This is a genomic window from Sphaerisporangium dianthi (assembly GCF_042654065.1).
Classification (GTDB): Bacteria; Actinomycetota; Actinomycetes; order Streptosporangiales; family Streptosporangiaceae; genus Sphaerisporangium; species Sphaerisporangium dianthi.
This window is the reverse complement of sequence record NZ_JBHSFP010000003.1, coordinates 393,689-418,537: the sequence shown is the minus strand read 5'-3', so window position 1 is coordinate 418,537 and position 24,849 is coordinate 393,689. Positions and strand designations below refer to the sequence as shown.

General features: G+C 72.6%; 19 protein-coding genes and 1 pseudogene. 11 read left to right on the top strand and 9 right to left on the bottom strand.

Annotation, left to right across the window (positions count from 1 at the left end; translation table 11 throughout):
- The 3 genes and pseudogenes from ACFO60_RS07840 to ACFO60_RS07830 all read right to left on the bottom strand — a co-directional run.
- A pseudogene (locus ACFO60_RS07840) lies at positions 1-313 on the bottom strand (hypothetical protein); the annotation flags it as partial.
- Positions 314-472: 159 nt separating this feature from the next.
- Complete coding sequence (locus ACFO60_RS07835; RefSeq protein WP_380838646.1) at positions 473-1,459, bottom strand: glucosyl-3-phosphoglycerate synthase; 987 nt, start codon at positions 1,457-1,459, stop codon at positions 473-475.
- A gap of 76 nt (positions 1,460-1,535) precedes the next feature.
- Positions 1,536-3,005 (bottom strand): helix-turn-helix domain-containing protein, encoded by a 1,470-nt coding sequence (locus ACFO60_RS07830; RefSeq protein ID WP_380838644.1) that lies wholly within the window; start codon positions 3,003-3,005, stop codon positions 1,536-1,538.
- Between the two features lie 178 nt (positions 3,006-3,183).
- Here ACFO60_RS07830 and ACFO60_RS07825 point away from each other — a divergent pair, with 178 nt between their 5' ends.
- The 6 genes from ACFO60_RS07825 to ACFO60_RS07800 all read left to right on the top strand — a co-directional run bounded on the left by ACFO60_RS07825 (position 3,184) and on the right by ACFO60_RS07800 (position 12,769).
- A complete protein-coding gene (locus tag ACFO60_RS07825; protein ID WP_380838642.1) occupies positions 3,184-5,178 on the top strand; it encodes a serine/threonine protein kinase in 1,995 nt (664 codons plus the stop codon).
- A complete protein-coding gene (locus tag ACFO60_RS07820) occupies positions 5,175-7,181 on the top strand; it encodes a serine/threonine protein kinase (RefSeq protein WP_380838641.1) in 2,007 nt (668 codons plus the stop codon). The genes ACFO60_RS07825 and ACFO60_RS07820 overlap by 4 nt, the downstream gene beginning before the upstream one ends.
- A 343-nt stretch (positions 7,182-7,524) precedes the next feature.
- The gene (aceA, locus tag ACFO60_RS07815; RefSeq protein ID WP_380838639.1) at positions 7,525-8,817 is read left to right on the top strand and encodes an isocitrate lyase; all 1,293 of its coding nucleotides are present in this window, start codon (positions 7,525-7,527) and stop codon (positions 8,815-8,817) included.
- Between the two features lie 399 nt (positions 8,818-9,216).
- Positions 9,217-9,414, top strand: coding sequence for a hypothetical protein (locus tag ACFO60_RS07810; RefSeq protein ID WP_380838637.1), 198 nt, complete (start codon positions 9,217-9,219; stop codon positions 9,412-9,414).
- 506 nt (positions 9,415-9,920) lie between these two features.
- The gene (locus ACFO60_RS07805) at positions 9,921-11,261 is read left to right on the top strand and encodes a hypothetical protein (RefSeq protein WP_380838635.1); all 1,341 of its coding nucleotides are present in this window, start codon (positions 9,921-9,923) and stop codon (positions 11,259-11,261) included.
- Entirely contained in the window at positions 11,258-12,769 is a 1,512-nt protein-coding gene (locus tag ACFO60_RS07800; protein ID WP_380838633.1) for an outer membrane protein assembly factor BamB family protein, read from the top strand. The genes ACFO60_RS07805 and ACFO60_RS07800 overlap by 4 nt, the downstream gene beginning before the upstream one ends.
- A 158-nt stretch (positions 12,770-12,927) precedes the next feature.
- Here ACFO60_RS07800 and ACFO60_RS07795 read toward each other — a convergent pair whose 3' ends face one another.
- Both ACFO60_RS07795 and ACFO60_RS07790 read right to left on the bottom strand, forming a co-directional pair.
- The gene (locus tag ACFO60_RS07795) at positions 12,928-14,544 is read right to left on the bottom strand and encodes a serine/threonine protein kinase (protein WP_380838631.1); all 1,617 of its coding nucleotides are present in this window, start codon (positions 14,542-14,544) and stop codon (positions 12,928-12,930) included.
- 300 nt (positions 14,545-14,844) lie between these two features.
- Positions 14,845-15,831, bottom strand: coding sequence for an alpha/beta hydrolase (locus ACFO60_RS07790; RefSeq protein WP_380838630.1), 987 nt, complete (start codon positions 15,829-15,831; stop codon positions 14,845-14,847).
- A 410-nt stretch (positions 15,832-16,241) separates the two neighbouring features.
- Here ACFO60_RS07790 and ACFO60_RS07785 point away from each other — a divergent pair, with 410 nt between their 5' ends.
- Genes ACFO60_RS07785 through ACFO60_RS07775 form a run of 3 tightly spaced genes read left to right on the top strand, consistent with a single transcriptional unit; the run spans position 16,242 to position 18,498 of the window.
- Positions 16,242-16,913, top strand: coding sequence for an ABC transporter permease (locus ACFO60_RS07785; RefSeq protein WP_380838628.1), 672 nt, complete (start codon positions 16,242-16,244; stop codon positions 16,911-16,913).
- Between the two features lie 15 nt (positions 16,914-16,928).
- Complete coding sequence (locus ACFO60_RS07780) at positions 16,929-17,717, top strand: ABC transporter permease (protein WP_380838626.1); 789 nt, start codon at positions 16,929-16,931, stop codon at positions 17,715-17,717.
- A 4-nt stretch (positions 17,718-17,721) separates the two neighbouring features.
- Positions 17,722-18,498: an ABC transporter ATP-binding protein gene (locus ACFO60_RS07775; RefSeq protein ID WP_380838624.1), complete on the top strand. Its 777-nt coding sequence runs from the start codon at positions 17,722-17,724 to the stop codon at positions 18,496-18,498.
- 156 nt (positions 18,499-18,654) lie between these two features.
- On the opposite strand, the gene ACFO60_RS07770 is transcribed toward ACFO60_RS07775, so the two are convergent.
- Positions 18,655-19,155: a hypothetical protein gene (locus ACFO60_RS07770; RefSeq protein ID WP_380838622.1), complete on the bottom strand. Its 501-nt coding sequence runs from the start codon at positions 19,153-19,155 to the stop codon at positions 18,655-18,657.
- A gap of 312 nt (positions 19,156-19,467) precedes the next feature.
- Here ACFO60_RS07770 and ACFO60_RS07765 point away from each other — a divergent pair, with 312 nt between their 5' ends.
- Together ACFO60_RS07765 and ACFO60_RS07760 are read left to right on the top strand one after the other, a co-directional pair.
- A complete protein-coding gene (locus ACFO60_RS07765) occupies positions 19,468-20,043 on the top strand; it encodes an MFS transporter (protein ID WP_380838620.1) in 576 nt (191 codons plus the stop codon).
- Between the two features lie 289 nt (positions 20,044-20,332).
- The gene (locus ACFO60_RS07760) at positions 20,333-21,088 is read left to right on the top strand and encodes a DUF1775 domain-containing protein (protein ID WP_380838619.1); all 756 of its coding nucleotides are present in this window, start codon (positions 20,333-20,335) and stop codon (positions 21,086-21,088) included.
- A gap of 204 nt (positions 21,089-21,292) precedes the next feature.
- On the opposite strand, the gene ACFO60_RS07755 is transcribed toward ACFO60_RS07760, so the two are convergent.
- The 3 genes from ACFO60_RS07755 to ACFO60_RS07745 are packed head-to-tail and all read right to left on the bottom strand — an operon-like array spanning position 21,293 to position 24,604.
- Complete coding sequence (locus ACFO60_RS07755) at positions 21,293-22,447, bottom strand: ABC transporter permease (RefSeq protein ID WP_380838617.1); 1,155 nt, start codon at positions 22,445-22,447, stop codon at positions 21,293-21,295.
- Positions 22,434-23,456 carry an ABC transporter ATP-binding protein gene (locus tag ACFO60_RS07750; RefSeq protein ID WP_380838616.1) on the bottom strand — a complete coding sequence of 341 codons (1,023 nt, stop codon included), beginning with the start codon at positions 23,454-23,456 and terminating at the stop codon, positions 22,434-22,436. Before ACFO60_RS07750 ends, ACFO60_RS07755 begins: the two co-directional genes overlap by 14 nt.
- Positions 23,453-24,604: a LolA family protein gene (locus tag ACFO60_RS07745; protein WP_380838614.1), complete on the bottom strand. Its 1,152-nt coding sequence runs from the start codon at positions 24,602-24,604 to the stop codon at positions 23,453-23,455. Before ACFO60_RS07745 ends, ACFO60_RS07750 begins: the two co-directional genes overlap by 4 nt.
- Positions 24,605-24,849: the final 245 nt, after the last annotated feature.

Sequence of the window (24,849 nt, the reverse complement as noted above, 5' to 3'; positions counted from 1 at the left end):
AGTCGACCCACGCCTGTCCGGCCAGGCCGGTGAAGAACCCGCCGAGCGCGGACTCCTTGGTGCCCTTGAGGAACCCGGTGGTGGGGCTGCCGCCGTTGACCCAGGCCTTGGCGGCCGGGGTGGCGAAACCGAAGCCGAACAGCTTGTCGGCGAACGCCCACAGGAACGTCCAGCCGAGCGCGAGGCGGACCACGGCCCACACGTAGTTCACCGGGTGCCTTCGCTGGTCCACCTGACCGACGTTCTGAACCGGGATCGAGGGGGCGACGTCCTTGGTGCGCGCGACGTTGTGACGCCCTTCGGTGATGGCCATGGCCGCTTCCTTTCGGATATGTTCCTCATTTTCCTTCGCGGGTTAAGTACATCTTTTTTGCGGTTTGTCCAGGAGTGTTGTACGTCCCGTGCCGACGGCCCTGATGTCCCGATGAAATGGGACTTTCGTCCCTCGCTCCCCGAAGAGTGCGACGACGCCTTACGGGCGCGCCGACCTGTGGCCGAGAAGGCCGGGAAGGCGGGAGGCCGCGTACTCGGGGATGCCGGCCATCGGAGGGCGTTCGGGTACGGCGACGTCCCGGCCGACGGGCAGATGGCCGCCTTCGCCGCGGCGGAACTGCGTCAGGCCGGTGGCGGGGGTGTGCAGTGGGACGATCTTGCGCTGGCGTTCGAGGCGGGTCCAGGCGGTGTGCATGATCTGCCCGGCCATGACGCCGAGGGCCTCGGTCGACTGGTGGGAGTGCACCCGCCTGCCCAGGTCCACCTGGGCGAGCGCGTCGAGGCCCGCGTGCTCCAGCAGGTCGATCAGCAGGCCGAGCTCGACCCCGTACCCGGTGGCGAACGGCACGCGCTCGAGGACCTCGCGCCGCCCGGCGTACTCCCCGGCGAGCGGCTGGACGAACCCGGCGAGCAGCGGCCAGTGCAGGTTGAGCATGGGACGTGCGACCAGTTCGGTGACGCGCCCGCCGCCGCCTCGCGCCTCGCGCAGCGGACGGTCGTAGCAGCCCTTCACGTACATCACCGAGGGGTCGGCGAGCAGCGGGCCGAGCAGGCCGGTGACGAAGTCGGTGCCGAACTCGCGCAGGTCGGCGTCGATGAACACCAGCAGGTCGCCGGAGGTGACGGCCAGGGACTTCCACAGCACGTCGCCCTTGCCGTCCATCGGGGCGAGCGCGGGCAGGATCTCGTCCTGGGAGAAGACCTTGGCCCCCGCCTCCACGGCCCGGGCGGCGGTGTCGTCGGTGGAGCGCGAGTCGATGACCACCAGTTCGTCGACGAGCGGGACGGCCTCCAGCAGGTCGCGGCGGATCGCCGAGACGATCTCCCCGACGGTCTCGGCCTCGTCCCTGGCCGGGAGCACGACACTGACCCTCGTGCCGCCCTTCGCCGCGAGCAGGCTCTCGACCGGCCAGTCGGCCGATGTCGTCGTGCGGTCGCGCAGCCACGTCTCCACCTCAGGCAGCACGCACGATCCCCCCGTCGCCTCCCGTCGCCTGATATATCACTTTATGCCGGACCTGAATCGTCGCTCACCGGCCGGGTCAGGCCACGGCGTGGCGCTCGAGGAAGGAGTAGACGTCGGCCTCGTCCACGCCGGGGAACGAGCCGGGAGGCAGGGCCGCCAGCACGTGGGAGTTGGCCCGCGCCGAAGGCCAGGCGTAGCCCTCCCACCGCTGGGTCAGCTCGGCCGGCGGGCGGCGGCAGCAGTCGCCGGACGGGCAGTTCGACTTGGTCCTCCTGGTCGTCTCCCTGCCGCGGAACCAGCGGGACTCGCGGTACGGAACCCCGAGGGTGATGGCAAAGTCGCGCTCGCGGGAGGGGTCGACGTGGGCGATGCAGAAATAGGTGCCGGTCGGCGAGTCGGAGTACTGGTGGTACACCGAGAAGCGGTCGGGCGAGAGGAAGACCTGACGCCCGGACCACCGCAGGCACATGCGCTGCCCCTCGATGGCGCCCTGCTCGTCGGCGGGGAAGACGATGCCGTCGTTCTCGTACGCCTTGTAGATGATGCCGCCGGCGTCGTTGCGGACGAAATGGCACACCAGGTCCAGGTGGTGGGTGGCCAGGTTGGTGAAGCGGTGCGCGGCCATCTCGTAGGAGACGGCGAACACGTCGCGCAGGTCCTCCACCGACAGCGCCCTGTCGCGCTTGGCCTCCTGCAGGTACGGCACGGCGGCCGTCTCGGGCACGAGGACCGCGGCGGCGAAGTAGTTGGCCTCGGTGCGCTGGCGCAGGAAGTCGGCGAAGTCGCGGGGCTTGTGGTGGCCGAGCGCGAGGTGGCCGAGGGTCTGCAGCAGGATCGTGCGCGGGGTGTGCATGCCGAGCTGCTCGTGCTGGACGTAGATGCGCCGGTTGCGCAGGTCGGTGATCGACCGCACCGAGCGGGGCAGGTCCTGCGCGGTGCGCACGGTGAAGCCGAAGTGGGTCACCAGGGCCTGCACCGTGCCCTGCGAGAGCGCGCCGGTGCGGTAGCCGACCGCGGCCAGCGCCTCGGCCGCCGCGGTCTCGATCTCGGCGAAGTAGTTGCCCTGCTCGCGCTGCTTGCGGCGCAGCTCGGCGTTCGCCGCCCTGGCCTCCTCGGGCGTCGCCGTGCCCTTGGCCTGGCGCGATCGCAGCTCCTCGTACAGCCCGATGATGTGCTCGAGCACCTCGGTCGGCACCCGGGCCGAGACCTTGAGCCGGGGAAGGCCGATCGAGGCGTAGACCGGGTCGCGCTGCGCCTCCTCCAGGGCGATCTCCAGCTGGGCGCGGCGGCTCGGGGCCTGGCGGCGCAGCAGCTCTTCGACCGGGACGCCGAGCGCGGTCGCCAGCGACTTCAGCAGCGACAGCTTGGGCTCGCGCTTGCCGTTCTCCAGCAGGGACAGCTGGCTCGGGGCGCGGCCGACACGCTCGCCGAGCTCCGACAGGGTGAGGCCACGCTGCTTGCGGAGGTGTTTCAACCGCTGGCCGAACGCCAGAAGGTCGAGCTCCTGGGTCAAAGACAGCGCTTCTTCGCCCACTAAAGACGCCATAGCACGATCCTAAGCGCAAATTCGGCTGTTCTTACAGCCTGCCGGGGGTACCCCTGACGCGCGCCGCCGCGCGTTCCGTCTTGACGACGATCTTTCCGACCGCCTGTGATTACCCTGGTCAATTCCCCATAATTGGTGATCTGCTGGCCTGGTGGCGGGCCGAGAGGAGAGATCCGGGATGCCGGACTTACAACCCCTGCTCCAGGGCGATCCACTCCAGGTAGGGGAGTATCGCCTGATCGGCCGGCTCGGCACGGACGTCTTCGTCGGGGAACCGGCCTCCTCGGCCACCGAGCGGGTGGTGGTGAAACTGCTCCATCCGGACCTCGACCGTGAGCGGTTCCTGCGGGTGATCGAACCGGTTCAGGAGGTCTCGGCCTTCTGCACCGCCCAGGTGCTCGAATCGGGCGTGCTGGACGGCCGCCCGTACGTCGTCAGCGAGTACATCGACGGGCCGACGCTGGAGGAGACGACCGAGGCGGGCACGCGGCTGCGCGACGCCGCGCTGCACCGGCTCGCGGTGGGGACCGTGACCGCGCTGGTGGCCATCCACCAGGCCGGCACCGTGCACGGCGACATCCGGCCCGGCAACGTGGTCCTCGGCCCGGACGGGCCCAGGGTGATCAACTTCGGCGTCTCCCGTGCGCTGTCGGACGCCGCGTCGGCCACGACCCGCAAGGTCGGCATCCCCGCCTTCACCGCGCCCGAGCGGCTCAGGGGGGACGAGATGCGGCCGCCCGGCGACCTGTTCTCGTGGGCGGCGACGGTGGCGTCCGCGGCGTCCGGGCGCTCGCCCTTCGACGGCGGGTCGATGGCGGGCACCGTCAACCGCATCGTCAACGCCGAGCCCGAGCTGCCCGATCTCGGCGACCTGCACGACCTGGTGGCCTCCTGCCTGGACAAGGACCCCGGGCGCCGCCCGACCTCCAGCGACGTGCTGCTGCGGCTGGTCGGCGAGACCACCTTCCTGACCGCGCGGACATCCCCGCCCCCGCCCCCGCCGCCGTCCGCGAGGCCGATCGGCGGGCCCCCGCCGCCGGGGCCCGGAGAGGGGCCGGCGGCGGACGACCTCCGTCCGGCGCGGCGAGGACGCGCGGCGCTGATCGCCGTGGCCGGGTTCACCGCCGGGGCGCTGCTGGCCGGCACCGGCGTGTACGCGCTGACCGGCGAGCGGCGGGCGTCGGCCGCCGCTCCCGCCCCCTCCCCTGCCGTGACGGGGGGCGCCGCAGCCGTCCTCACCGCCGCCCCCGTGGTGACGGCGGTTCAGACCAGCGCGCCGGTCGCGAGCGTCGCCCCGAAGGCCGACCGCGAGGTGAAGCTGCCCGACATCCGCGCCACCCTGCACGAGAACTCCGCCGACCCGGTGTGGCTGGCCACATACCTGCAGGTGAGCCGGCCGTTCAAGTCGTTCGCCCGGGAACGGTCGGGCACGTTCAAGGAGGTGGGGCTGGCCGAGGAGCCGGTCATGTCGCCGGGCGGCGAGTGGGTGGCGCTCAACCCGTGGGTGAAATTCCAGAACTCGGACACCGATCGGGTGAAGTTCCTCAACCTGCGCACCAATGAGTCGTTCGCGGTCACCACGGTGAAGAAGCCCTCCCGGACCATGTTCCCGACCTGGTCGCGCGACGGCAGGCGGCTGCTGATGTCGGTCGTGAACGAGAAGGGGGAGCTCGTCACCGGATTCGCCGTCATCGACGTGGTCGCGCGCACGGCGACGGTCGTGGACGCGCAGTATTCCGACGCCATCGGCCTGCCCTTCACCTTCACCCCCACCGGTGAGGTCGCCCGGGGATACAGCGGCTCCAAGAGCAACGGCATCGACTTCTACGACATGTCCGGCAAGGTCGCGCGGACCATGCACTGGGTCGGCGCGCCGCGCGATCTCGACTGGTACTCCCCGTCAGGGCTGCAGTTCGTCACCATCTGCCCGAACAAGGACGACATCTGCGTCTGGGACGCCCGGACCGGCGACCGCAAGGCCACCGTGCCGGGGCTCAGCGACGATGGCAACCTGCTCGGCTGGTTCGGCGAGGACCACCTGCTGGTGCAGGAGCCCACCAAGAAGGGCAAGGCGCAGATCAAGATCATGGACTTTCTCGGGCGGGTCAAGCGGGTGCTCGCCGACCTGGTCCCGGACGCCGCCTCGCGGAACTTCGCGGACAGGCCACGGTGACGACGAATCACCTGCCGCTGCTGCGCGGCGACCCCTCGCATGTCGGCGCCTTCCGCGTGCTGGGCAGGCTCGGTCAGGGCGGCCAGGGCGTGGTCTATCTGGGCGAGACGCCCGAAGGCGAGCGGGTCGCGATCAAGGTGCTGGCCCGTGGGCTCGACCAGGAGAACCAGGAGGGGTTCCGCACGGAGATCGAGCTCACGCGACGGGTCAAGGCGTTCTGCACGGCGGCGGTGCTGGCGACCGGCGAGGTGGACGGCGTGCCGTACATCGTCAGCGAATACGTGGACGGCCCCTCGCTGGCCTCGGTGCTCGCCGAGCGGGGGCCGCTTCGCCCGGCCGAGCTGCGCCGCCTGGCGATCGGCACGCTCACGGCGCTGGCCGCCATCCATCAGGCCGGCGTGGTGCACCGGGACCTCAAGCCGGGCAACGTGCTGCTCGCCAGGGAAGGCCCGCGAGTGATCGACTTCGGGATCTCGCGGGCGCTGGACTCCGGGGAGCCCACCGAGGAGTTCCTGGTGGGCACCCCGCCGTACATGGCTCCCGAGCAGTTCTCCGGCGCCGGCGGGGGCCCGCCCGCCGACCTGTTCGCCTGGGCGGCCACGGTGGTCTGCGCCGCGACGGGCAGGCCGCCTTTCGGATCCGGTGACCTGCCCGTCGTCGTCAACCGGATCCTGTCCGCCGAACCCGAGCTCGGCGACCTGCGCGGCGACCTGCGCGATCTGGTGGCCTCCTGCCTGGCCAAGGACCCCGCCACCCGCCCCACGGCGCCGCGCGCCCTGCTCACGCTGCTCGGCCACCGCGTCCCGTCCCAGCGGCTGCTGGCCGTGGGCAGCGCGTCCGCCGCGCCGCCGGCCACCGCCACCGAGGACACCGCTCCACCGGCGCCGTCGTCCGCCACCGCGCCGCACCGGCGCCGCGGCCGGCGGCCGCTCATGCTGGTCGGCGCGGGCGCCGCCGCCGTGTCGCTGGCGGCGGCCGCGGCCGCGTGGGGCCTGATCGGGGCGGGGGCGCCCTCGACCGGCCGGGACGGCGAGGCGCGCCGGACCGGAGCGAGCGGGCCGGCCGCCGATCCGTCCGCCACCTCCACCGCGCCGGACGGGCCGATGCCGGCGACCTCGACGACGACGGTGAAGATCCCGGGCACGAAGATCACCCTGCACGAGAATCCGGCCGACCCCGTCTGGGCCGGCTCCGCCTACGGGAACCTGCGCTCGGGCGGCGACTCCCCCGTCTACGTCCGCGACCAGAAGACCGGCGATTTCACCTACTTCGGCAACTTCCAGCGGGCGGTGGTCTCCCCGTACGGCCGGTACGTGGCCTCGGTCTCCAACACCAACTTCACCCGCACCGACTACAACACGATCAGGCTGGTCGACCGCGTCACCAAGGAGGACGTGGAGCTTCGCGCCGCCGACAAGCCGGGGAACATCGGCGTCACCCGCTGGAGCGCCGACGGCCGCCGCGTGGTGATGACCCTCTACGACGACCGGGCGGCGGAGGGCAACCCCGCCACCGGCTTCGTGATCGTGGACGCGCGGGCCAAGAGCGTCGAGACGCGCCTCGTCTCCGACGGGGGCAAGGACGACTACACCTGGGGACCAGGCGGTTCGACGCTGATGCACCAAGGCCAGGGCGGCGTGATCAGGTTCCTCGCACCGGACGGCTCGGTGGTCCGGTCCTTCCGGGACAAGGGCACGCTGCTCGCCTCGGACGCCGTCACGCTGCGGACCGGCGCGACGGTCTTCGCCACCACCTGCCCGCGCGCGCCCAAGGACGTCTGCCTGTGGGACGCCGGCAGCGGCGCCGCCCATTCCGTCATCCACCTCCGGCCGGACATGACCTTCAACGGCTGGCTGGACGACCGGCATTTCCTGGCCACCGTCAAGAAGGGCGGGACCACGCGGCTGGTGCTGGCCGGCCTCGACGGCAGGGCCGAACGCGTCCTCGCGGACGGCCCGGCGGAGCATCTGCGCGAGATCACCATCTGGTACGCCCACAGATGACCGCCCTCTCCGGCATGGCCGCCGCGCCGCCACCTGCCCGCTAGTCCCCTTTCCCACCTGCGCGTCAGATCCTTTCCCCGGCTCCGCGATCCGCCTTGCCGCAGCGGCGGCCCGGCGCGCCTTCACGCGTACCTCTTCAGCCGCGACGACAGCGGCAGGGATTCGGACCTCAGAGATTGGTCTAGTCCATAGTGAAAAGTTTGCGTTTCTTGCCAGGGGAATACTGGCGAGTATTGGTCAAATCCGAAAATTCTGGCAGTTTTCACACGATCACTATTGTTCTGGCCGCCGAACCATCGCAGACTCGGAAGCAAGCCCCCAGAGGACGCCGAAGGAGCTCACGATGGAAGATCGCCTCAAGGGAGCTGCAGATGAACTGCGGCGAGAGTGGGAGAGCAACCCGCGCTGGAAGGACGTCGAGCGGACCTATACGGCCGAGGACGTCATCCGCCTGCGCGGCACCGTGCAAGAGGAGCACACGCTCGCCCGCCTCGGCGCGGAGCGGCTGTGGTCCCTGCTGAGGACCGAGGAGTACGTGCACGCGCTGGGCGCCCTGACCGGCAACCAGGCCGTTCAGCAGGTCAAAGCGGGTCTGCAGGCCATCTACCTGTCAGGCTGGCAGGTCGCGGCGGACGCGAACCTCGGCGGCCAGACCTACCCCGACCAGAGCCTCTACCCGGCCAACTCCGTCCCCGCCGTGGTCCGCCGCGTCAACAACGCGCTGCTGCGCGCCGACCAGATCTCCTGGTCGGAGGGCGAGGCCGGCGCTCCGCACTGGATGGCGCCCATCGTCGCCGACGCCGAGGCGGGCTTCGGCGGCGTCCTCAACGCGTACGAGCTGATGAAGGGCATGATCGCCTCAGGCGCGGCGGGCGTGCACTGGGAGGACCAGCTCGCCTCGGAGAAGAAGTGCGGCCACCTTGGCGGCAAGGTGCTGATCCCGACCGGCCAGCACATCAAGACCCTCAACGCGGCCCGCCTGGCGGCGGACGTCTGCGACGTGCCGACCCTGATCATCGCGCGGACCGACGCCCAGGCCGCGACGCTCCTGACCAGCGACGTCGACGCCCGCGACCAGGCGTTCACCACCGGCGAGCGCACCCCGGAGGGCTTCTACCACGTGCGCAACGGCGTGGACGCCTGCATCGCCCGCGGCCTGGCCTACGCGCCGCACGCGGACCTGCTGTGGATGGAGACCTCCACCCCCGACCTGGACGTGGCGCGGCGGTTCGCCGAGGCTATCAAGGCACGCTTCCCCGACCAGATGCTCGCCTACAACTGCTCACCGTCGTTCAACTGGAAGCAGCACCTGGACGACTCGACCATCGCCAAGTTCCAGCGCGAGCTCGGCCACATGGGCTACCGCTTCCAGTTCATCACCCTGGCCGGATTCCACTCGCTGAACTACTCGATGTTCCACCTCGCGCGCGGCTACGCCGAAGAGGGCATGACCGCCTACGTCGAACTGCAGGAGGCCGAGTTCGCCGCCGAACGGCAGGGCTACACCGCCACCCGCCACCAGCGGGAGGTCGGCACCGGCTACTTCGACCTGGTGAGCACCGCCGTCGCGCCCGACTCCTCGACGGTGGCGCTGAAGGGCTCCACCGAGTCCGAGCAGTTCACCCCCTCCCACTAGGCCCCCGAACCCGCGGGCTCGTCCGGTGAAGATCCGCTCCGGGCGGCGCCCCCCAGGACGGGCCCGCGCCGGCGTACCGATCGGCGGCGGCGGACTCCGCCGTCGATCAGGCCTGGTCCGGGGGATGGCGGCCGCACTGGGCGCAGAAGCCGGCGGAGGAGGGTGAGACCCGGCCGCACTCGCAGGTCCACGGAGCACCGGCGACGAGAGCGGAGGCCGGGCCGGCCGCGGCACGCGAGTAGTGGGACAGGTGCCGCCGTCGGCGATCAGACGCGCCGCGGCGGCCTTCGCCCCGGCCCTTGTCCGGTCGGCCGCGACGGCCAGGACGGGCGACGCCGGGTAGATCATGCCGGCCTCGCGCGTCCCTTGTACCACCGCGAAACGCACTCCGTTCCGGGGGTGAGCCAGGACGCGCACGCGATCGCCTTCCGCAAGGACGACACCGACTTCGTCCGGTTCGCCAACCACGTCCTTGAGAGCCTCCGCCGGAACGGCCGCTGGGCCGAGCCGCACCGGGAATGGCTGGACGGGCACCCCGACAAGGGCCCGCCGCCCGCCCTGTACGGCTCGAACCTCACCTGGCCGCCGGGACCATGACCCGGCCCCGGCGGGCCTAGGGCGGCGCCGGGCTCCGCGGTGGAGGGACAGTTCCGGACAATCCTCCTCTATCCGTTTGATCATGCTGGTACCTTTTTGTCGTTCATGTAGCGACAAGTCATGTCGCGCTGCCAGGGGTGGGGGCACCGCCGGCACGAACGGACGGGGTGCACTGCGGCTGGCCAGCCGATCCGCGTAGCCGAGGATGCCGCCTGCCCATGTCACACCCCCCGATCGGTCATCCGGCCGATTCCTTCCCTCCGCAGGCCGCTCCAGGGCACGCCGCGCCTCGCCATCCCGCACAGCGGAGCCCGGGGCTCCCCTCTCAGTACGAGCCCCAGGCCGCCGGTCCGTGGCACCCGCCACCGCCCGCCGGTCCGCCGTATCAGCGGCGGCCTGACCCGCCCGCGGGACGGACGGCGCCGCTTCCCCTCGGCGGCACGCCGCCGCAGCCGCCTCCTCCGCCGCAGGCCGGCAGGCGCAGGCGGCCCGGTTCCCACCGAGGGTTGAAGATCGCGGTCTTCACGGTCTGGGCGCTGGCCGCGGCGTCGATCGCCGCGGTGATCGTCGTCGGGATCGGCAAGATCAAGGGCTCGGACCCGGGCGCGTTGCCGACGGCCCAGGGCGCCGAGAAGAGCGTGACGATCACCCAGGAGGAGATCACCGCTCTGCTGGACGAGCACGGCAGGGCGCTCACCGGCCGGGACGAGAAGGCGTTCACCGCCCCCTTCGCCGGCGCCGCCAAGGCGAGCCAGCGGACGCTGTTCAAGAACCTGCTCAAGATCCCCTTCCAGACGACGTCGTTCAAGGTGATCAGCTCCGGCGGGCGGGCGTCCGACACCTTCGGCCGCGGCGCGACGATCAACGTCGACGTCGCCTTCGTCCACCAGATCAAGGGCGTGGACGTGCGGCCGGTCGCCGAGTGGTACCGCTGGACCGTCGAGAAGAAGCCGAAGGGCCGGCCGACGGTGACCAAGGTGTCGGGGTCCCCCAACGCCTACGGCGAGAGCAAGTTCGTGTTCTACCCCGGCCCCTGGGACGTGTACTCCGACATGCACGTGGAGAAGCGCCCGCACGTCCTGATCACCACGCACGCCAAGAACGCGGCCATCGCCCGGCGCACCGCGGACGTCTTCGAACGGGCGGCGGCCGACGACCTGAACGCCTGGCGGCGGTACGGCCCGCGCGACGGCGTGACGCTGCCCGGGTTCCTGATCGCCCTGGAACCCGACCGCAAGGTGTACAACACCCTGTTCCGCGTGGCGCTGAAGAACGATCCCAACGAGGCCGGCTTCGCGCTGGCCATGTACACCTTCACCGACGACCTGGACGACGGACTGCCGATCGGCGGAGCGCGGATCGCGATCGACACCACCGCCTCGAGGGCCGGCCTGCCCGGCGGGCTGCCCTACGCGCGGGACGTCGCCCGCCACGAGATCGCCCACGCGATGGTCGACCCGCTCCAGAAGCCACGGTCGAGCCTCAGCTCCCGGCCCGCCACATGGGTGGTCGAGGGCTTCGCCGACTACATGGCGGGCCGCGGCCTGCCGCGGCGACAGCAGGACGCGCTCGACGCCGTGCGCGGCAGGCCCTTCGACGGCCACCTGCCACTGGACTTCTCCTTCTACGCGGACGACGGCCGCGCCAGGGCGGCGAACTACGCCCTCGGCACGCTGGCCATGCGGTTCATGGCCGCCAAGTGGGGAGACAAGGCGGTCATGTCGCTCGTCGCCGCGCACTACGCCGAACCCGGGCGCCTGCACAAGCAGATCGAGCAGGCCACCGGCCTGAGCTTCGAAGCCTTCGAACGCCAGTGGGCCGCGTACGTGAGGAGCCGGATCCGATGAGCGCTCCGCTCCCCCCGAACAGCACCTGGCCCGGGACGCGGCCCGGCCCACCGCCGGGCCCGTCCCACGGCGCCTGGCCGCCGGACGGGCCCGCTCCCGCCCCCTTCCCGCCGGCCGGGCAGGCGCCGCCGGGACCTCCGCCGCCATGGCCACCGGCCCAGGGGTTTCCCGCGCCCGGCGCCGTGCCGCCGGGCGTCTACCCGCCGCCCGGCTCGACGCCGCCGCCTCCCCCGCCTCCTCCTCCGCCGCCGCCGGGGGGCGGGTCCGCTGCCGGGCTGTGGGTGGCGCTCGTACTGGGAATCGTCGTGTTCACCGCCTCCGCGGGCATGCTCACGGTCATGCTGACCGCCGAGACGGCGCCCGAGGGCAAGGCCCTGTGGAGCGTCCAGGGAGCGGGCAGGGCGGGACGGCAGGTCGCCGAAGTCCCGGGCACGTGGTTCGTCGGGGACACGCTGGTCCACGCGCAGGCGGACGGCGTCGCCGCCTACGACCAGGCGACCGGCAAGCGGCGATGGGGCCTGCCGCTGCCGGGCGGCGACACCACCCTGTGCGCCGCCTCCTCCGGCGCGGGCGGCGACATCGCGGTCATCGGCTACGGCCCGACCGGGCGCTGCGACACCGTCGCCGCCCTGAACGTCAAGACGGGCAAGCGGCTGTGGGCGAGCACCGTGCCCGTCGCGGCCGGCGACCGGCGTCGGGTCTCCGACCTGGACCCGCCGCGGATCGCCCGGTCCGGCGACACGGTCGTCGCGACGTTGAAGGACAACTCCACCGCCTTCCGCGTCCGCGACGGCAGGAGGCTGTGGAGCACTCCGCCGCTCGACGGCGCCGACTGCTTCCAGATCGGGTACACCGGCGGACCGGCGCTGCTGCGCCTGCTGAAGTGCGGCGGGCTCACCGCCCGCCAGGAGGTCCGCCGCGTCGACCCGGCCACAGGGAAGGTCCTGTGGCGGTATCTGCCGCAGAAGGGAGAGGTGGCGGAGGTGATCTCCACCTCGCCGCTGATCGTCCTGACCAAGGACGGCGAGCGGAAGGAGATCCACGTCCTGGACGATCGCGGCAGGCTCTCGGCGGCGCTGTCGACCGGGAACGGCGGCGAGTTCGGCTACCAGTACGGCAAGACCGACACCGGCAACCCGCCGTGGGAGGTCGCCGCGGCCGGCGGCGCCCTCTATCTGCGCGCCGGCTCCGGCAAGGGCATCACGGCGTTCGACCTGTCGTCGGGCAAGGCGCTGTGGACGAAGACCTCGGGCTTCGGCGAGGCCACCGTCGTGCGCGCCGACCAGAACGGCCTGTTGGCCTTCGTCCGCGGCCGGTACGGGGTGGCGCCGCGTCTGCTGCGCTTCGCCCGTGCCACAGGTGAGGTCACCGTGGTCAGGAAGTACCCCGAGGCGGTCTCCCAGGCCAGCACCGTCTCGGCCCTGATCTATGAGCGGAACGGCCGGGTGTTCATCGTGAGCAGCCAGGCGACCCGCACCGGCGACCAGGAGATCATCGCGCTGGACTGACCGAGTGCTCGCCGGCCGGCTCGGTCCAGGCGACCCGGCCGGCTGATCCGGGTCCTCCCGGACCTGCCGCCGGACCGAGCCGTGGTGAACACCTCGCCGCCATGGCGCGGACGGGGACGGCACGCCCCGCCGCGGGTCAGGCCGAGCACCGCCGCGGGTCAGGTCGTCGGCGTCGAAGCCTCGGCGGTGGGGGTCGGCTGCGGGGGCGTCGGCTCGCCGGACTCGCCGTCCCCCCACTCGGGGATCTGGCTGATGCTGACCGACGGCTTGGGCGTCTTAGAAGGCTTGGGCGACTTGGTCGGCTTGGGAGCGCCGGTGGGGTCCTGCCCCCCGCTGGGCGGGCACGGCTTCTCCTTGCCGCGCTTGTTCCGGCACGTCGGCGGCTCCTCGGGCGCCGGGGGCCGCTGGGTGGTGCGCTTGGGAGACGGTACGGGAAGAGGCGTCCGCCAGGTGACCTCGGGCGACCCCTCCGGCGGCTGGGTCGGGCCGGCCGAGGACGTCGCCCGCGGGCCGGGCGTGGTGGTGAACGCGGGCGGGCGCCCCGGCGCGACGGCCGTGCCCGTCTCCGCCCCGAACCCGGTGCCGCGCACCACGGGCCCCGAGGTGTCCAGCACCTCGACCGGAACGCGTGACCCCTGGATCGGCACGGCCACCGGGACCCTGCCGGGGCGGTTCGCGCTCTCGTCGATACGGGTGGCGCCCGTACTCGCCGCCACTACGGTCACCGCGGCGATCGAGACCGTGGCCAGGGCGGCGAAACCGGCGTGCGAGGCATGCCCGCGCCGTGCCGCCGCCCGCCGCGCGGCGCGCGCGCCCGTGGTGGCGCCGTCCTGCCGCTCATCCTCGCCGTGGCCGGCGAGCTTGAGATGCCGCGCGCCCATGGGATAGGGGACGGGCGCCCATATCTCCTCCAGCACGGCGGCCACGGCCTCCCGGCGGTCCCAGGAGCGGTCCACGCCGCCGGCGTCCAGCAGCCATCCGAGCAGCGCCGCGGCCTCCGGGCGGTCGCCCGGCTCCTTGGCCAGCGCGGCCGAGACCGGGTCCCACAGCAGCTTCGGCACCGAGGACAGGCGCGGCTGCTCCACCAGGATGCGCCGGGTGAGCACGTCGGCCTCGCCGGCGCCGAACGGGTGATGGCCGGTCGCGGCGTAGGCGACCAGGCAGCCCCAGGCGAAGACGTCGGAGGCCGGGATGGCCGGGCCGCCGGTGAGGCGTTCGGGCGCCACCCAGCCGGGGCTGCCCATGACCTGTCCGGCCTGCGTGTGCGCGACCGCGGCGTCGACGTCCCGGGAGATGCCGAAGTCGATGATCCGGGGCCCCTTGGGAGACAGCAGCACGTTGCCGGGCTTGAGGTCGCGGTGGATGAAACCCGCCTCGTGGATGGCCACCAGCGCCGCCGCGGACCCGAGCGCGACACCGTAGGCGAGGTCAGGGGTGAGCGGCCCCCGCACGGCGACCACCTGGGACAGGGACGGGCCCGGAATGTACTCGGTGACCAGGTAGGGGCGGTCGCGGTCCGAACCGTCCTCCTCCACGGCCGCGGTGCAGAACGGCACCACGCGGCGGGAGAAGTCGACCTCTTCGGCGAAGCGCGCGCGCAGCGTCGGGTCGCCGAGATGGACGGAATGCGGGGTCTTCAGCGCCACCAGCCCGCCCTCGGGCCGCTCGGCGAGGTACACCACGCCCATGCCCCCCGCGCCGAGCCGGCCGAGCAGAAGGTAGCGCCCGATGATGACCGGGTCGCCGACCGTCAGCGGCCGAACGCCTGGAGGCATCCCGCTGGGGATCCCTGCTCCGCCACGTGCCATCCGGAGATGACCTCCCTTCGAGGTACGGCACAGGCCACTGTGTCTCCCCGCGAGGACATCTGGCGTGAACTAGTTGAAAGCGGCATGAGAGGTAAGGTGACTGATCCCTCAAGGTAAGGAAGCGCAGTGCCGCCTGTGACGGCAGTGACGCTTGTGAGCCGAGCTCCCCCTCCGGTTCCGGCTTCCACACCGCCCCTGACGAGCGGTCGGACCTCGCCGTCCGCCCGCGGCCGGCGGGTTCAGGCCGTGCCGTCCGCGCAGGTGGGTTCAGGCCGCGGCGGAGTCGGACTCCTCCGGCGCGCCGGACGCGGCGACGGCCTCCAGGAAGCGCTCGATGTGCCGGAAGACCATGCGCGCCTCCGGCACGATGTCCGCCAGGATCGCGAACGCGTGCGGCATGCGGCGCCACTCTTCGTAGGTCACCTTCACCCCGGCGCGGCGCGCCTGGAGCGCGACGCGGCGGTCCTCGTCGCGCAGCACCTCGGTGGAGCCGGTGACGATCATCATGGGGGGCAGGCCGGTGTAGTCCCCGTACACCGGCGAGACCAGAGGGTCCTCGCAGTCCAGGCCGGCGGTCCATCGGCGCGCGAGCCAGTCGACCCGCCCGGCGGACAGCATCGGGTCGGCCCAGCGGTTGACCCTGCGCCGCACGTCCGACAGGTCGGCCCACGGCGACAGGCAGACCGCCGCGGAGGGCATCGGCATGCCCCGGTCGCGCAGCGCGAGCAGCGTGGCCAGCGTGAGGTGCCCGCCGGCGGAGTCCCCGGCGATGATGACGTCCTTCGGGGCGAAGCCGCGGTCGAGCAGGCCCTGGTAGGCCTCCATGGCGTCGGCCAGCGACTCCTTCAGCGAGTGGATCGGCCCCTGGCGGTAGTCGAGGGCGAAGACGGGCCGCCGCGCGACCTCCGACAGGCGCCAGGTGATCGGGCGGTGCGTCGCCGGGGAGCACAGGAAGTAGGCGCCGCCGTGAAAGTAGAGCAGCACCTTGCTCTCGTCCAGATCGTCACCAGCGCGCACCCACTCGGAGCCGCAGGGCTTGCCGTCGGTCTTGTCGATCGCCACGTGGCGAGGCACGGGGAGCGGCAGGCGCCCGCCGAGCGAGACGACCCGCGAGACGCAGCTGATGCCCATGTCGTGCCTGATCAGAAGAGCCGACAGGGGCTTGGCGGTTCCCCGCATCAGGCCGTTGAGCACACTGGCCCTCCAGCTGATCGGGTAAGCGGGACGGATGTCCACGTCGAGCTCCCCTGCCATCGTGAACCTCCACACGCCATTACCAAGCCGAACGTCGTTCTATGTCGGTGCTTATACCCCGGTTTACATTACGTTTACACAGTACGTCGAGAGGAAACCGGAACATTTGACCTGGTAGGGGGCGGTAAGGGACTTGGCCGAGGGTCTGCCGAATCTTGCCCCTCAGATGGGAAACCCGCTCGCGCCCGGCCGTGCCGGGGGTGCGCCGGGCGCCCGCGCCCCGGGGAAATCCCGGTGATCCGGACGGCGCGGCTGGCTAGAATGCCAGTCCGACCCGTCACCGGAGGTGCGCCACCTTCCCGCTCTATTGGACGATCTTCAGATACGGTTTCCGCCGCCACTCCGCCTACCTGACCGCCGCGCTGGCCGGAGCCTTCACCAACACGATCTTCGGTGTCCTGCGCGCCTACGTGCTGATCGCCCTGTGGGAGGCCCGGCCGGGCCTGGCCGGCTACGACGTCGTCGACGCGGTCACCTTCTGCTTCCTCACCCAGGCCTTGATCGGGCCGATGGAGGTGTTCGGCGGCGGCATCCAGCTCGGGCAGCGCGTGCGCACCGGCGACATCGCCCTGGATCTCGTGCGCCCCGCGTCGCTCCAGATGTGGACCCTCGCCGACGACCTCGGCCGGGCCGCGTTCATGTTCATCGGCCGCAGCCTCCTGCCGACGCTGTTCGGCGCGGCGCTGTTCGGCGTGCGCTTCCCCGGCCACGCGGCCACGTGGGCGGCCTTCCTGGCGTCGGCGATCCTCGGCGTCGTGGTCAGCTTCGGCCTGCGTTACCTCGTGGCGCTGTCGTCCTGCTGGATCCTGGACGACCGGGGCGTCCAGTCGCTGTCCCTGGTCATGACGATGTTCTTCAGCGGCATGATCCTGCCTCTGGTGCTGTTCCCCGGCTGGCTCGGCACGCTGGCCCAGGCGCTGCCGTGGGCGGCCATGGTGCAGGTGCCGGCCGACGTCTTCCTCGGCAAGCGCGACGTGCTCGGCGCGCTCGCCTTCCAGGCCGCGTGGGTCGCGGCGCTCCTCGCCCTGGGCGCCGCGGTCACCCGCACCGCCCGCCGCAAAGTCGTCATCCAGGGCGGGTGAGGCGGCGTGCTGGATATGACCAGGACGTACATGCTGCTCGCCGCCACCTGGATCCGCGCCGCGGCCCAGTATCCGCTGTCGATGGCCCTGCTCACCGTGGGCTCGTTCACCGTCACGGGGCTCGACGTGGCGGCGATCGTGCTGATCTTCGCGCACACCACCTCGCTCGGCGGCTTCACCCTGCCCGAGGTGATGTTCTTGTACGGCACCGCGGGCATGTCCTTCTCGGTCGCCGACATGCTGTTCGGCAACGTCGACAGGCTGAGCCAGCACATCAAGGCCGGGACGTTCGACGCGATGCTGATCCGGCCGGCCAGTCCCTTCGTCCAGATGGCGGTGGACCGGTTCAGCTTCCAGCGCGTCGGCCGCGTCGTCCAGGCGGCCACCGTGCTCGGCATCGCCCTCGCCCAGCTCCACGTGCCCTGGCAGCGTGCCTGGATGATCCCCCTCATGGTGCTGTGCGGCGTGGTGCTGTTCACCGCCATCTGGGCCCTCGGCGGCGCGGTCCAGTTCCTGCTGACCGACGCGCCGGAGGTCGCCAACGCCTTCACCTACGGCGGCGGCACGCTCATCCAGTACCCGCTTTCGGTGTACGGGGCCGATCTGGTGCGCGCGGTCACCTTCATCGTGCCGCTGGCCTTCGTCAACTGGCAGCCCGGGCTCTTCGTGCTCGACCGCGCCGACCCGCTCGGCCTGCCGTACTGGCTGCGCTTCCTCGGCCCGGCCGCCGCCCTCACGCTGGCCTGCGTGGCCGGCCTGGCCTGGCGGGCAGGGCTCCGCCGCTACCGTTCCACGGGGAGTTGACCGCTTGATCACACTCGACGGCGTCGGCCGTTCCTTCACCGTCCGGCGCAGGCGCGGGCTGCTGCGCGGGGAGACGCGCGTGGTGCACGCCGTGCGCGACCTGTCCTTCCAGGTGGCCGCCGGCGAGTTCGTCGGCTACCTCGGCCCGAACGGCGCGGGCAAGTCCACCACGATCAAGATGCTGACCGGCATCCTGGCGCCCACCAGCGGGCACATCCAGGTCGCCGGGCTGGACCCCTCGCGCCGCCGCACGGCGCTGGCCCGGCGCATCGGCGTGGTCTTCGGGCAGCGGACGACCTTGTGGTGGGATCTGCCGCTCCGGGACAGTTTCACGCTGATCCGGCACCTTTACAAAGTAGATCGCGACGAGCACCGGAAGCGGCTGGCCCGGCTGTCCGAGGTGCTCGAACTGGGCGGCTTCCTGGACAAGCCCGTCCGCCAACTCAGCCTCGGCCAGCGCATGCGGGGCGACATCGCCGCGGCGCTGCTGCACGACCCGGCCGTGCTGGTGCTGGACGAGCCGACCATCGGGCTGGACGTGGTGAGCAAGGCCGCGGTCCGCGACTTCCTGCGCGACCTCAACGCCGAACGCGGGACCACCGTGCTGCTGACCACCCACGACCTGGGGGACATCGAGCGGCTGTGCCGCCGCGTCATGCTGATCGACCACGGCAGCCTCGCCTTCGACGGCACCGTGGACGAGCTGAAGGCGACGGCCCCGGGCGAGTCCTCCATCGAGGACGTCGTCACCCGCCTGTACACCCGCCGCCTGCCCCTGTGACCACCGCCGCGCGGCGCTCGGAGGATCGGACGGCGCGGATCCCGGCGCCTCACCCGCGAGGAAGCACGTGGGCACCCCGCCAGGCCGCCGCGCTCATCCCGCCCGGCGCCTCGTCCAGGGAGACACGCCCGGCCGACGGGCGTGCGGCCCTGACGGTCAGTAGTAACCGCCGGCGGGCTGCGGGCTCTCCTCCTCGTAGCCGTCGTCCAGGTCGCGCCGGCGGCCGGCCCAGCGCGAGGGCATCAGCACGGGGATGAACAGCGCGATGCCCAGCATCGCGAAGACGCCCTTGCCGAGCAGGTCCTGCATGCCCTTGCCCGCCTGGACGATCATCGGGTTCATCGAGGGGTCGGTCGGAGCCAGCCCGAGCGCGCGGTGCACGTCCAGGGTGTAGATCACCGTCCACGCCAGCAGCGCCATGGACGGGACGAACGTCGCCAGCGGCGAGACCCTGCCCGCCACGACGAGACCGAGCACGAGCCCGGCCACCAGCATCGCGCCCAGCCCGACGAGGGCCGTGGTGTCGCGCACCGGATCGACCGCGGCGGCCGCGCCGGCCACCAGGCCCCGCGCCGCGTCCTGGGAGGCCCAACCGGTGCCGGCCAGCAGAACCGCCGTCACGATGACGCCGAGCAGTAGTCCCAGGAAGTGCCGCATGGCCACCACCTCGCCCCTCACAGAACCAGCGAACGCGGGCAACAGTAGCGACAAAACACCCCAAGCGGCAGACATCAGGCGCACACGGCAGGAGAGCACCGACCAGACAGACTCCCGGAAGGACCCCGGTTCCCAGGCATCGGGCACACGACAACAGAGCGCCGACCGGAGCGAGACCCCGCGAGGACCCCCGTTCCCAGGCATCGGGCACACGACAACAGAGCGCCGACCGGAGCGAGACCCTGGGGGAACCCCGCTTCCCCGGCCGGGCGGCGACAACCGGACCGCCGTCATGACACCATGTGGGGCGTCATGCGTGCCCGCCTCCCTCTGCGCCTGGTGCGGTCGATCGCCTTCACGGTCGTCTGCGTGGGCCTCGCCGTGCTCGGCCACCGGGCCGCCGGCGGGTCCGGGCCGGCCTCGTGGGCGGTGGTCGCCGGGTGCGCCGGCGTGGTGCTCGCCGCCGTCCTGGCCGCCGGGCGCGAGCGCTCGCCGCGCACGGTCATCGGCCTTCTCCTCGCCGCCCAGGTGGTCCTGCACCAGCTGTTCGGCGCCTCCGGCGGCGCGGGTTCCCCCTTGAGCCTGCACATCTCGCACGGCCAAGGGCTCGGCGCCGGCCTCGGCATGGTCATCGCCCACCTGACCGCCACGCTGATCACCGGCTGGTGGCTGGCCCAGGGCGAGTCGCTCCTGTGGTCGGTGCTGCGCAGAGTGGGCACGCGCGCCGTGCGCCGGCTGTCGCGCCTGCTCGCGTTGCTCGGCGCGGACGCCGCCCACCTGCCGCCACCGGCCGGTCGCGCGCCGCTGCGCCTCACGCCCTCTCGCGCGCGGCACGATCTCCGCCACACGGTCAGCAGGCGCGGTCCTCCGCTTCCCGCCGCCTCCTGACCCCCGCGCGGGCCACTCCCCCGCCGGACGCGACGCCCGTCCAACGGCCGCCCGGCCTGTCCGGTACGTCCAGTCTGTCCGGTACGTCCAGCCCGGCCGGTACGTCGGGCTCTTCTGGTGCGTCCGGCCCTTCTGGTGCGTCCGGCCTGTCCGGTCCGCCCGGCTCTTCCGGTGCGTTCGGCCGTTCCGGCCGTTCAGGCACGCCTTGCCGCGTGTCACGGCGGCGCCGTCCGCGCCGGCGTGACCCGCGCCCTCTGACATTTCCTTTCCAATGAAGTGGAGTCTTCGCATGTCGTTCACCGCTGTCGCGCGCCGCGGCGCCGTCGTCACGGCCGGCGCCCTCGCGCTCGTCACCGCCCTCGCGCTGCCCGCCCTCGCCCACGTCACGATCAACCCGGGCACGGCCGAGAAGGGCGGTTTCACCAAGGTCGCCTTCCGCGTCCCCAACGAGCGCGACAAGGCGTCCACCACCAAGCTGGTGATCGATCTGCCGGTCGACCACCCGCTGCCGTTCGTGTCGGTGCGCCCGGTCCCCGGCTGGAAGGTCGAGGTCACCGAGACCAAGCTCGCCAAGCCGGTCCCCTCCAAGTACGGCGAGATCACCGAGGCCGTCACGAAGATCACCTGGAGTGGCGGGAAGATCGACCCGCACCAGTTCCAGGAGTTCGAGGTCTCCATGGGCTTCCTGCCCGAGGACACCGACCAGTTGCTGTTCCCCGCGACCCAGACCTACTCCAACGGCGAGGTCGTGAAGTGGGCCGACGAGCCGAAGGCCGACGGCTCGGAGGCCGAACACCCGGTGCCGGCGCTCAAGCTGGTCGCCGCGGGCGCCAAGGAGGGCGGCGACGCCGGCCATGCGGCGCCGGCGGGCAACACGGCCTCCACCGCGCCGGCCGTGGCGGTGACGGCCCCCGGCGCGCACGAGCGGGACGGCGCGAGTTCCGACGGGACGGCCCGGCTGCTGGGCGGCGCCGGCCTCGTCGCCGGCCTCGCGGGGCTGGCCGCCGGTGTCATCGGCCTGCGCCGCCGCCGGACCGCGGACTGACGGCGCGTCCGAAGACACCGGCGCCTCGTCTCCGCGGCCCGAAACCCGGCCCCGGAACACCTGACGTCACGTCCCGGCGTGCCGGATCACCGGGTCGGTGATCCGGCACGCCGGGATCGGGGCTCCCGGGCTGGTAGGTGAGTCCGGTCCCGGACGGTGATCCCGGCACGCCGGGGCGCGCCGGGGACGATCGGCGCGCACGGTTCAGCTGGTGATGTCGCGGCTGGTGAAGCGCGCCCAGGCGATCGAGAGCGCCACCAGGATGTAGGCGGCGTAGACCAGCAGCCCCTGGGTCATCACGTCGGTCGCCACCGGGTCGCGCAGGGCGCCGTCGAAGGAGGCCCACCAGGAGGTCAGGAAGTACGGCTGCGCCGGCGCGAGCTGCGGGATCGCGCCGAGCACGTGCGAGAACACCACCGCCACCACGGTCGCGGCGATCGCGCCGATCGGCACCTCGGTCAACGTCGAGACGGCCAGGGCGACGGCTCCCAGCGCCGCCAAGCCGGCGGCGGTGTACCCCGTGACGATCAGGACGCGCAGCAGCCCTTCCCCGATGGAGATCGTCGATCCGGACAGCAGCGTGATCGGGCCCACCGGGAACAGCACGAAGCCGGTGATCAGCGCTCCGGCGGCGACGACCGAGGTGGCGACGAGCGCGAAGACGGTGATGTTCGCGAACTTGACGGCCAGCAGACGGGTGCGCCCGGCGGGGGCGGTGAGCAGGTAGCGCAGGGTGCCGCCTCCTGCCTCCCCGGCGATCGCGTCCCCCGCGACCACCGCGATCGCCAGCGGCAGCAGCATCACCAGCAGCAGCGACAGCGCCGCGAAGGTCAGCATGAGCCCGTTGCCGGCGACCTGGGTGATCAGCGAAGGGGCCTCGCCGTCGAGCTCGCCGCCGAAGGCGCGCAGCACGACGCCGAGCACCGCGGGGACGCAGGCGAGGACGGCGAGCATCGCGATGTTGCGGGGCTTGCGGAAGGTCAGCCCCAGCTCAGAGCCGAGCAGCCGCAGCGCCGCCCGCGCGCGCGAGGGCCGTGCGGGCCGCGCGCCCTCCGGTGCCCCCGCCGCGCCGGCGGCATCCCCGGACTCCGGAGCGCCCGCTGTGCCGGTGGGATCGCCGGACGCCGGAGCGCCCGCCGGGCCGGCGAGAGCCCCGGACGCAGGAGCGCCGGTCGCAACCCTGGACGCCGGAGCGCTCGCTGTGCCGGCGGGATCGCCGGACGCCGTGCGGGCTTTGGGGGCGCCGGGGGCCGGCGCGCCAGTGGCGGCGTCGTCGCGTGTCCGCGCCCGAGCGGCGGGCGCGGGGGTGGCGGTGCCGGGGGTGGCGGTGCCGGGGGTGGCGGTGCTAGGCGTCGACATCGAAACCCTCTCCTGTGAGGCTGACGAAGACCTCTTCGAGGCTCGGCCGCTCGACGGCGAAGCCGCGTACGGCCACGCCGTCGGCGACGAGCTGGGCGCAGACCCACTCGGCGGCGTGCTCGCCGAGCAGCGCCGTGACCTGGACGGCGTCCGCCTCCTCCATCGTGGTGCGCACCTCGGCGAGCCCGAGGCGCCCGAGCAGGGCGGCGGCCTGGGCGGCGTGCGGGGTCTCCACGCGCACCCGGGGCGCGTGGCCTGCCCGCAGCTCGGCGGTGGGCCCCTGCGCGACCAGCCGGCCCGAGCGCATGACGCCGACGTGGGTGCACATGTGCTCCACCTCCGCCAGCAGGTGGGAGGAGACGAACACGGTGGTGCCGGCGGCGGCGATGTCCTTGATCAGGGACCGCACCTCCCTGGTGCCCTGCGGGTCGAGCCCGTTGGTCGGCTCGTCCAGGACGAGCAGCTCGCGCGGGCCGAGGAGGGTCGCGGCGATGGCCAGGCGCTGGCGCATGCCCAGGGAGTAGGCGCGGTAGCGTTTGCCGGCCGCCGCGCCGAGCCCGACGCGGGCGAGCGCCGCGCCGACGCGGGCGGACACCGTGCGCGGGTCGGCGGCCGGGTCGGCGGCGTCGTACCGGCGCAGGTTCGCCTCGCCGGACAGATACGGGTAGAAGGCGGGCCCCTCGACCAGGGCGCCGACCTTGGGCAGCGTGTCGGCGAGCCCGGCGGGCATCGGCCGGCCGAGCACCTCGCACCCGCCGCTGGTGGGCTGGATCAGGCCGAGCAGCATGCGGATCGTCGTCGTCTTGCCCGACCCGTTCGGGCCGAGGAAGCCGAAGATCGAGCCGCGCGGCACGGCGAGGTGAAGGTCGTCGACGGCGACCTGCCCGCCGCGGAAGCGCTTGGTCAGCCCGCGTGCGACGATCGCGGACTCGCCAGGGGAGGCCGGCTGCCGGGCCGCCCGAGGGGGCGCCGCCTCGTGCGCCCCCTCGCCCGTCGTCACGGCGGTCACTCGCGCCCGGCCGCCTCGGTCAGCGCCTCGGGCGTGACCGCTCCGAACAGCAACCGGCCGTCGTCGGTCAGCAGCGCCGAGACCAGCTTGGTCTGGATCACCCTGCCGCTGCCCCACGGGCCGGAGACCGGCTTGGCGGACTTCAGCAGCGAGTCGACCATCTTGGCCGGATCGGCCGGAGCGAACTTCCCGCCGCCGGAACGGCCGGCGGGGACGGACGCGGTGAGCGCATCGAGCGAGAACGGCACCTCGGCGACGGTGCCCCAGCCCTTGCCGTGGGTGCGCGTCCCGGACGCGGCCTCCGCACGGGCCTTCGCGGCGGGCGCGTGCTCGTCGCCGGGGCCTCCGTGCCCGGCGCCGAGCGTGCTCTCCTTGACCTTGGCCCCGGCGGGCGGGGTGAAGGCGAAGTTCTCCGGCGCGGGCGTGGAGAACGTCACCTGTGTGAACCCCACCTCGAACGCGGGCTCTGCGGTGCCCTTGGCGAAGATCTGCACGCGCAGCGGGATGTAGTTCTCACCGTCGAGGGCGATCTTGACCTTGGCGACCAGGGACGTGGCCGCCTTGGGGGTGAGGACGAGCTGGTAGGCGGCGCGCCCGGCGACGTGCTGGCCGTTCTCGACGCTGACGCCCGTGCTTTCGTCGGCCGCCTTGAGCAGGCCGGCGGCCATGTCGGCGGGCGTGGTGGCGCCCGTCAGCGCCGAGGGCGTGGGACGGGCCCCGGCGGCCGGCTGATCGCCGAGCTTGTAGCGGGTGGCGGTGTTGGTGTCGCTCTGCCACAGCCACGCCTCGCCATGGCCGGTGGAGATCAGGTCGGTCTCGCTCATCGGGCCGGGCAGGGCGAGCCGCATGCGGTCGCCGCCCCCGTACCAGACCTTCAGGGTGTGGGAGCCGGACAGCAGGGCCAGCGGGGAGCTGCCGGCGGCCGCGGTCAGCGGCAGCGCCGGGAGCCCGAGGGAGGCGGTCTCGACGACGGTGCCCGACATGGCCGGCGGCTCGGCGCGGCGCGCGTTCTCGGCGACGCCGGCGAGCAGTTGCTGGGCGGTGCGGCCGGGCAAGGACGGGTCGCCCTGGACGGCGGCGATCACCGGCGCGGTGCCCACCACGGCGCCCACCACGGCGACGGCGGCGACGGGGATGCCCCACCTCACCGCACGGGATCTTTTCGACTGGGACGGCATGTCACTCCTCAACGGTATGTCGGCGGACCGGGGCGGACCGCCGCGATCCGATATGGGCAGAGTGCCGCGCGGGCCCTGTGCCCAAGCTGAGACGGCCTGAGAGTTCTCTCAGGCAGTGCCCCCGCCACGATCTTCGCCGCAGCTCGCCGCAGGTCGCCGCAGCTCGCGGAGCTCGCGGGGCGCCGCAGCCCCCTGCCGGGTTCTCTCAGCGGGAT

Excerpts from the sequence above, each read along its gene's own strand:
- ACFO60_RS07790 (WP_380838630.1), bottom strand. The coding sequence starts at position 15,831 with ATGGCAGGGGAGCTCGACGTGGACATCCGTCCCGCTTACCCGATCAGC.
- ACFO60_RS07830 (WP_380838644.1), bottom strand. The coding sequence starts at position 3,005 with ATGGCGTCTTTAGTGGGCGAAGAAGCGCTGTCTTTGACCCAGGAGCTC.
- ACFO60_RS07825 (WP_380838642.1), top strand. The coding sequence starts at position 3,184 with ATGCCGGACTTACAACCCCTGCTCCAGGGCGATCCACTCCAGGTAGGG.
- ACFO60_RS07760 (WP_380838619.1), top strand. The coding sequence starts at position 20,333 with ATGTCGTTCACCGCTGTCGCGCGCCGCGGCGCCGTCGTCACGGCCGGC.
- ACFO60_RS07755 (WP_380838617.1), bottom strand. The coding sequence starts at position 22,447 with ATGTCGACGCCTAGCACCGCCACCCCCGGCACCGCCACCCCCGGCACC.
- ACFO60_RS07795 (WP_380838631.1), bottom strand. The coding sequence starts at position 14,544 with ATGCCTCCAGGCGTTCGGCCGCTGACGGTCGGCGACCCGGTCATCATC.
- ACFO60_RS07770 (WP_380838622.1), bottom strand. The coding sequence starts at position 19,155 with ATGCGGCACTTCCTGGGACTACTGCTCGGCGTCATCGTGACGGCGGTT.
- ACFO60_RS07800 (WP_380838633.1), top strand. The coding sequence starts at position 11,258 with ATGAGCGCTCCGCTCCCCCCGAACAGCACCTGGCCCGGGACGCGGCCC.
- ACFO60_RS07765 (WP_380838620.1), top strand. The coding sequence starts at position 19,468 with ATGCGTGCCCGCCTCCCTCTGCGCCTGGTGCGGTCGATCGCCTTCACG.
- aceA (WP_380838639.1), top strand. The coding sequence starts at position 7,525 with ATGGAAGATCGCCTCAAGGGAGCTGCAGATGAACTGCGGCGAGAGTGG.
- ACFO60_RS07780 (WP_380838626.1), top strand. The coding sequence starts at position 16,929 with ATGACCAGGACGTACATGCTGCTCGCCGCCACCTGGATCCGCGCCGCG.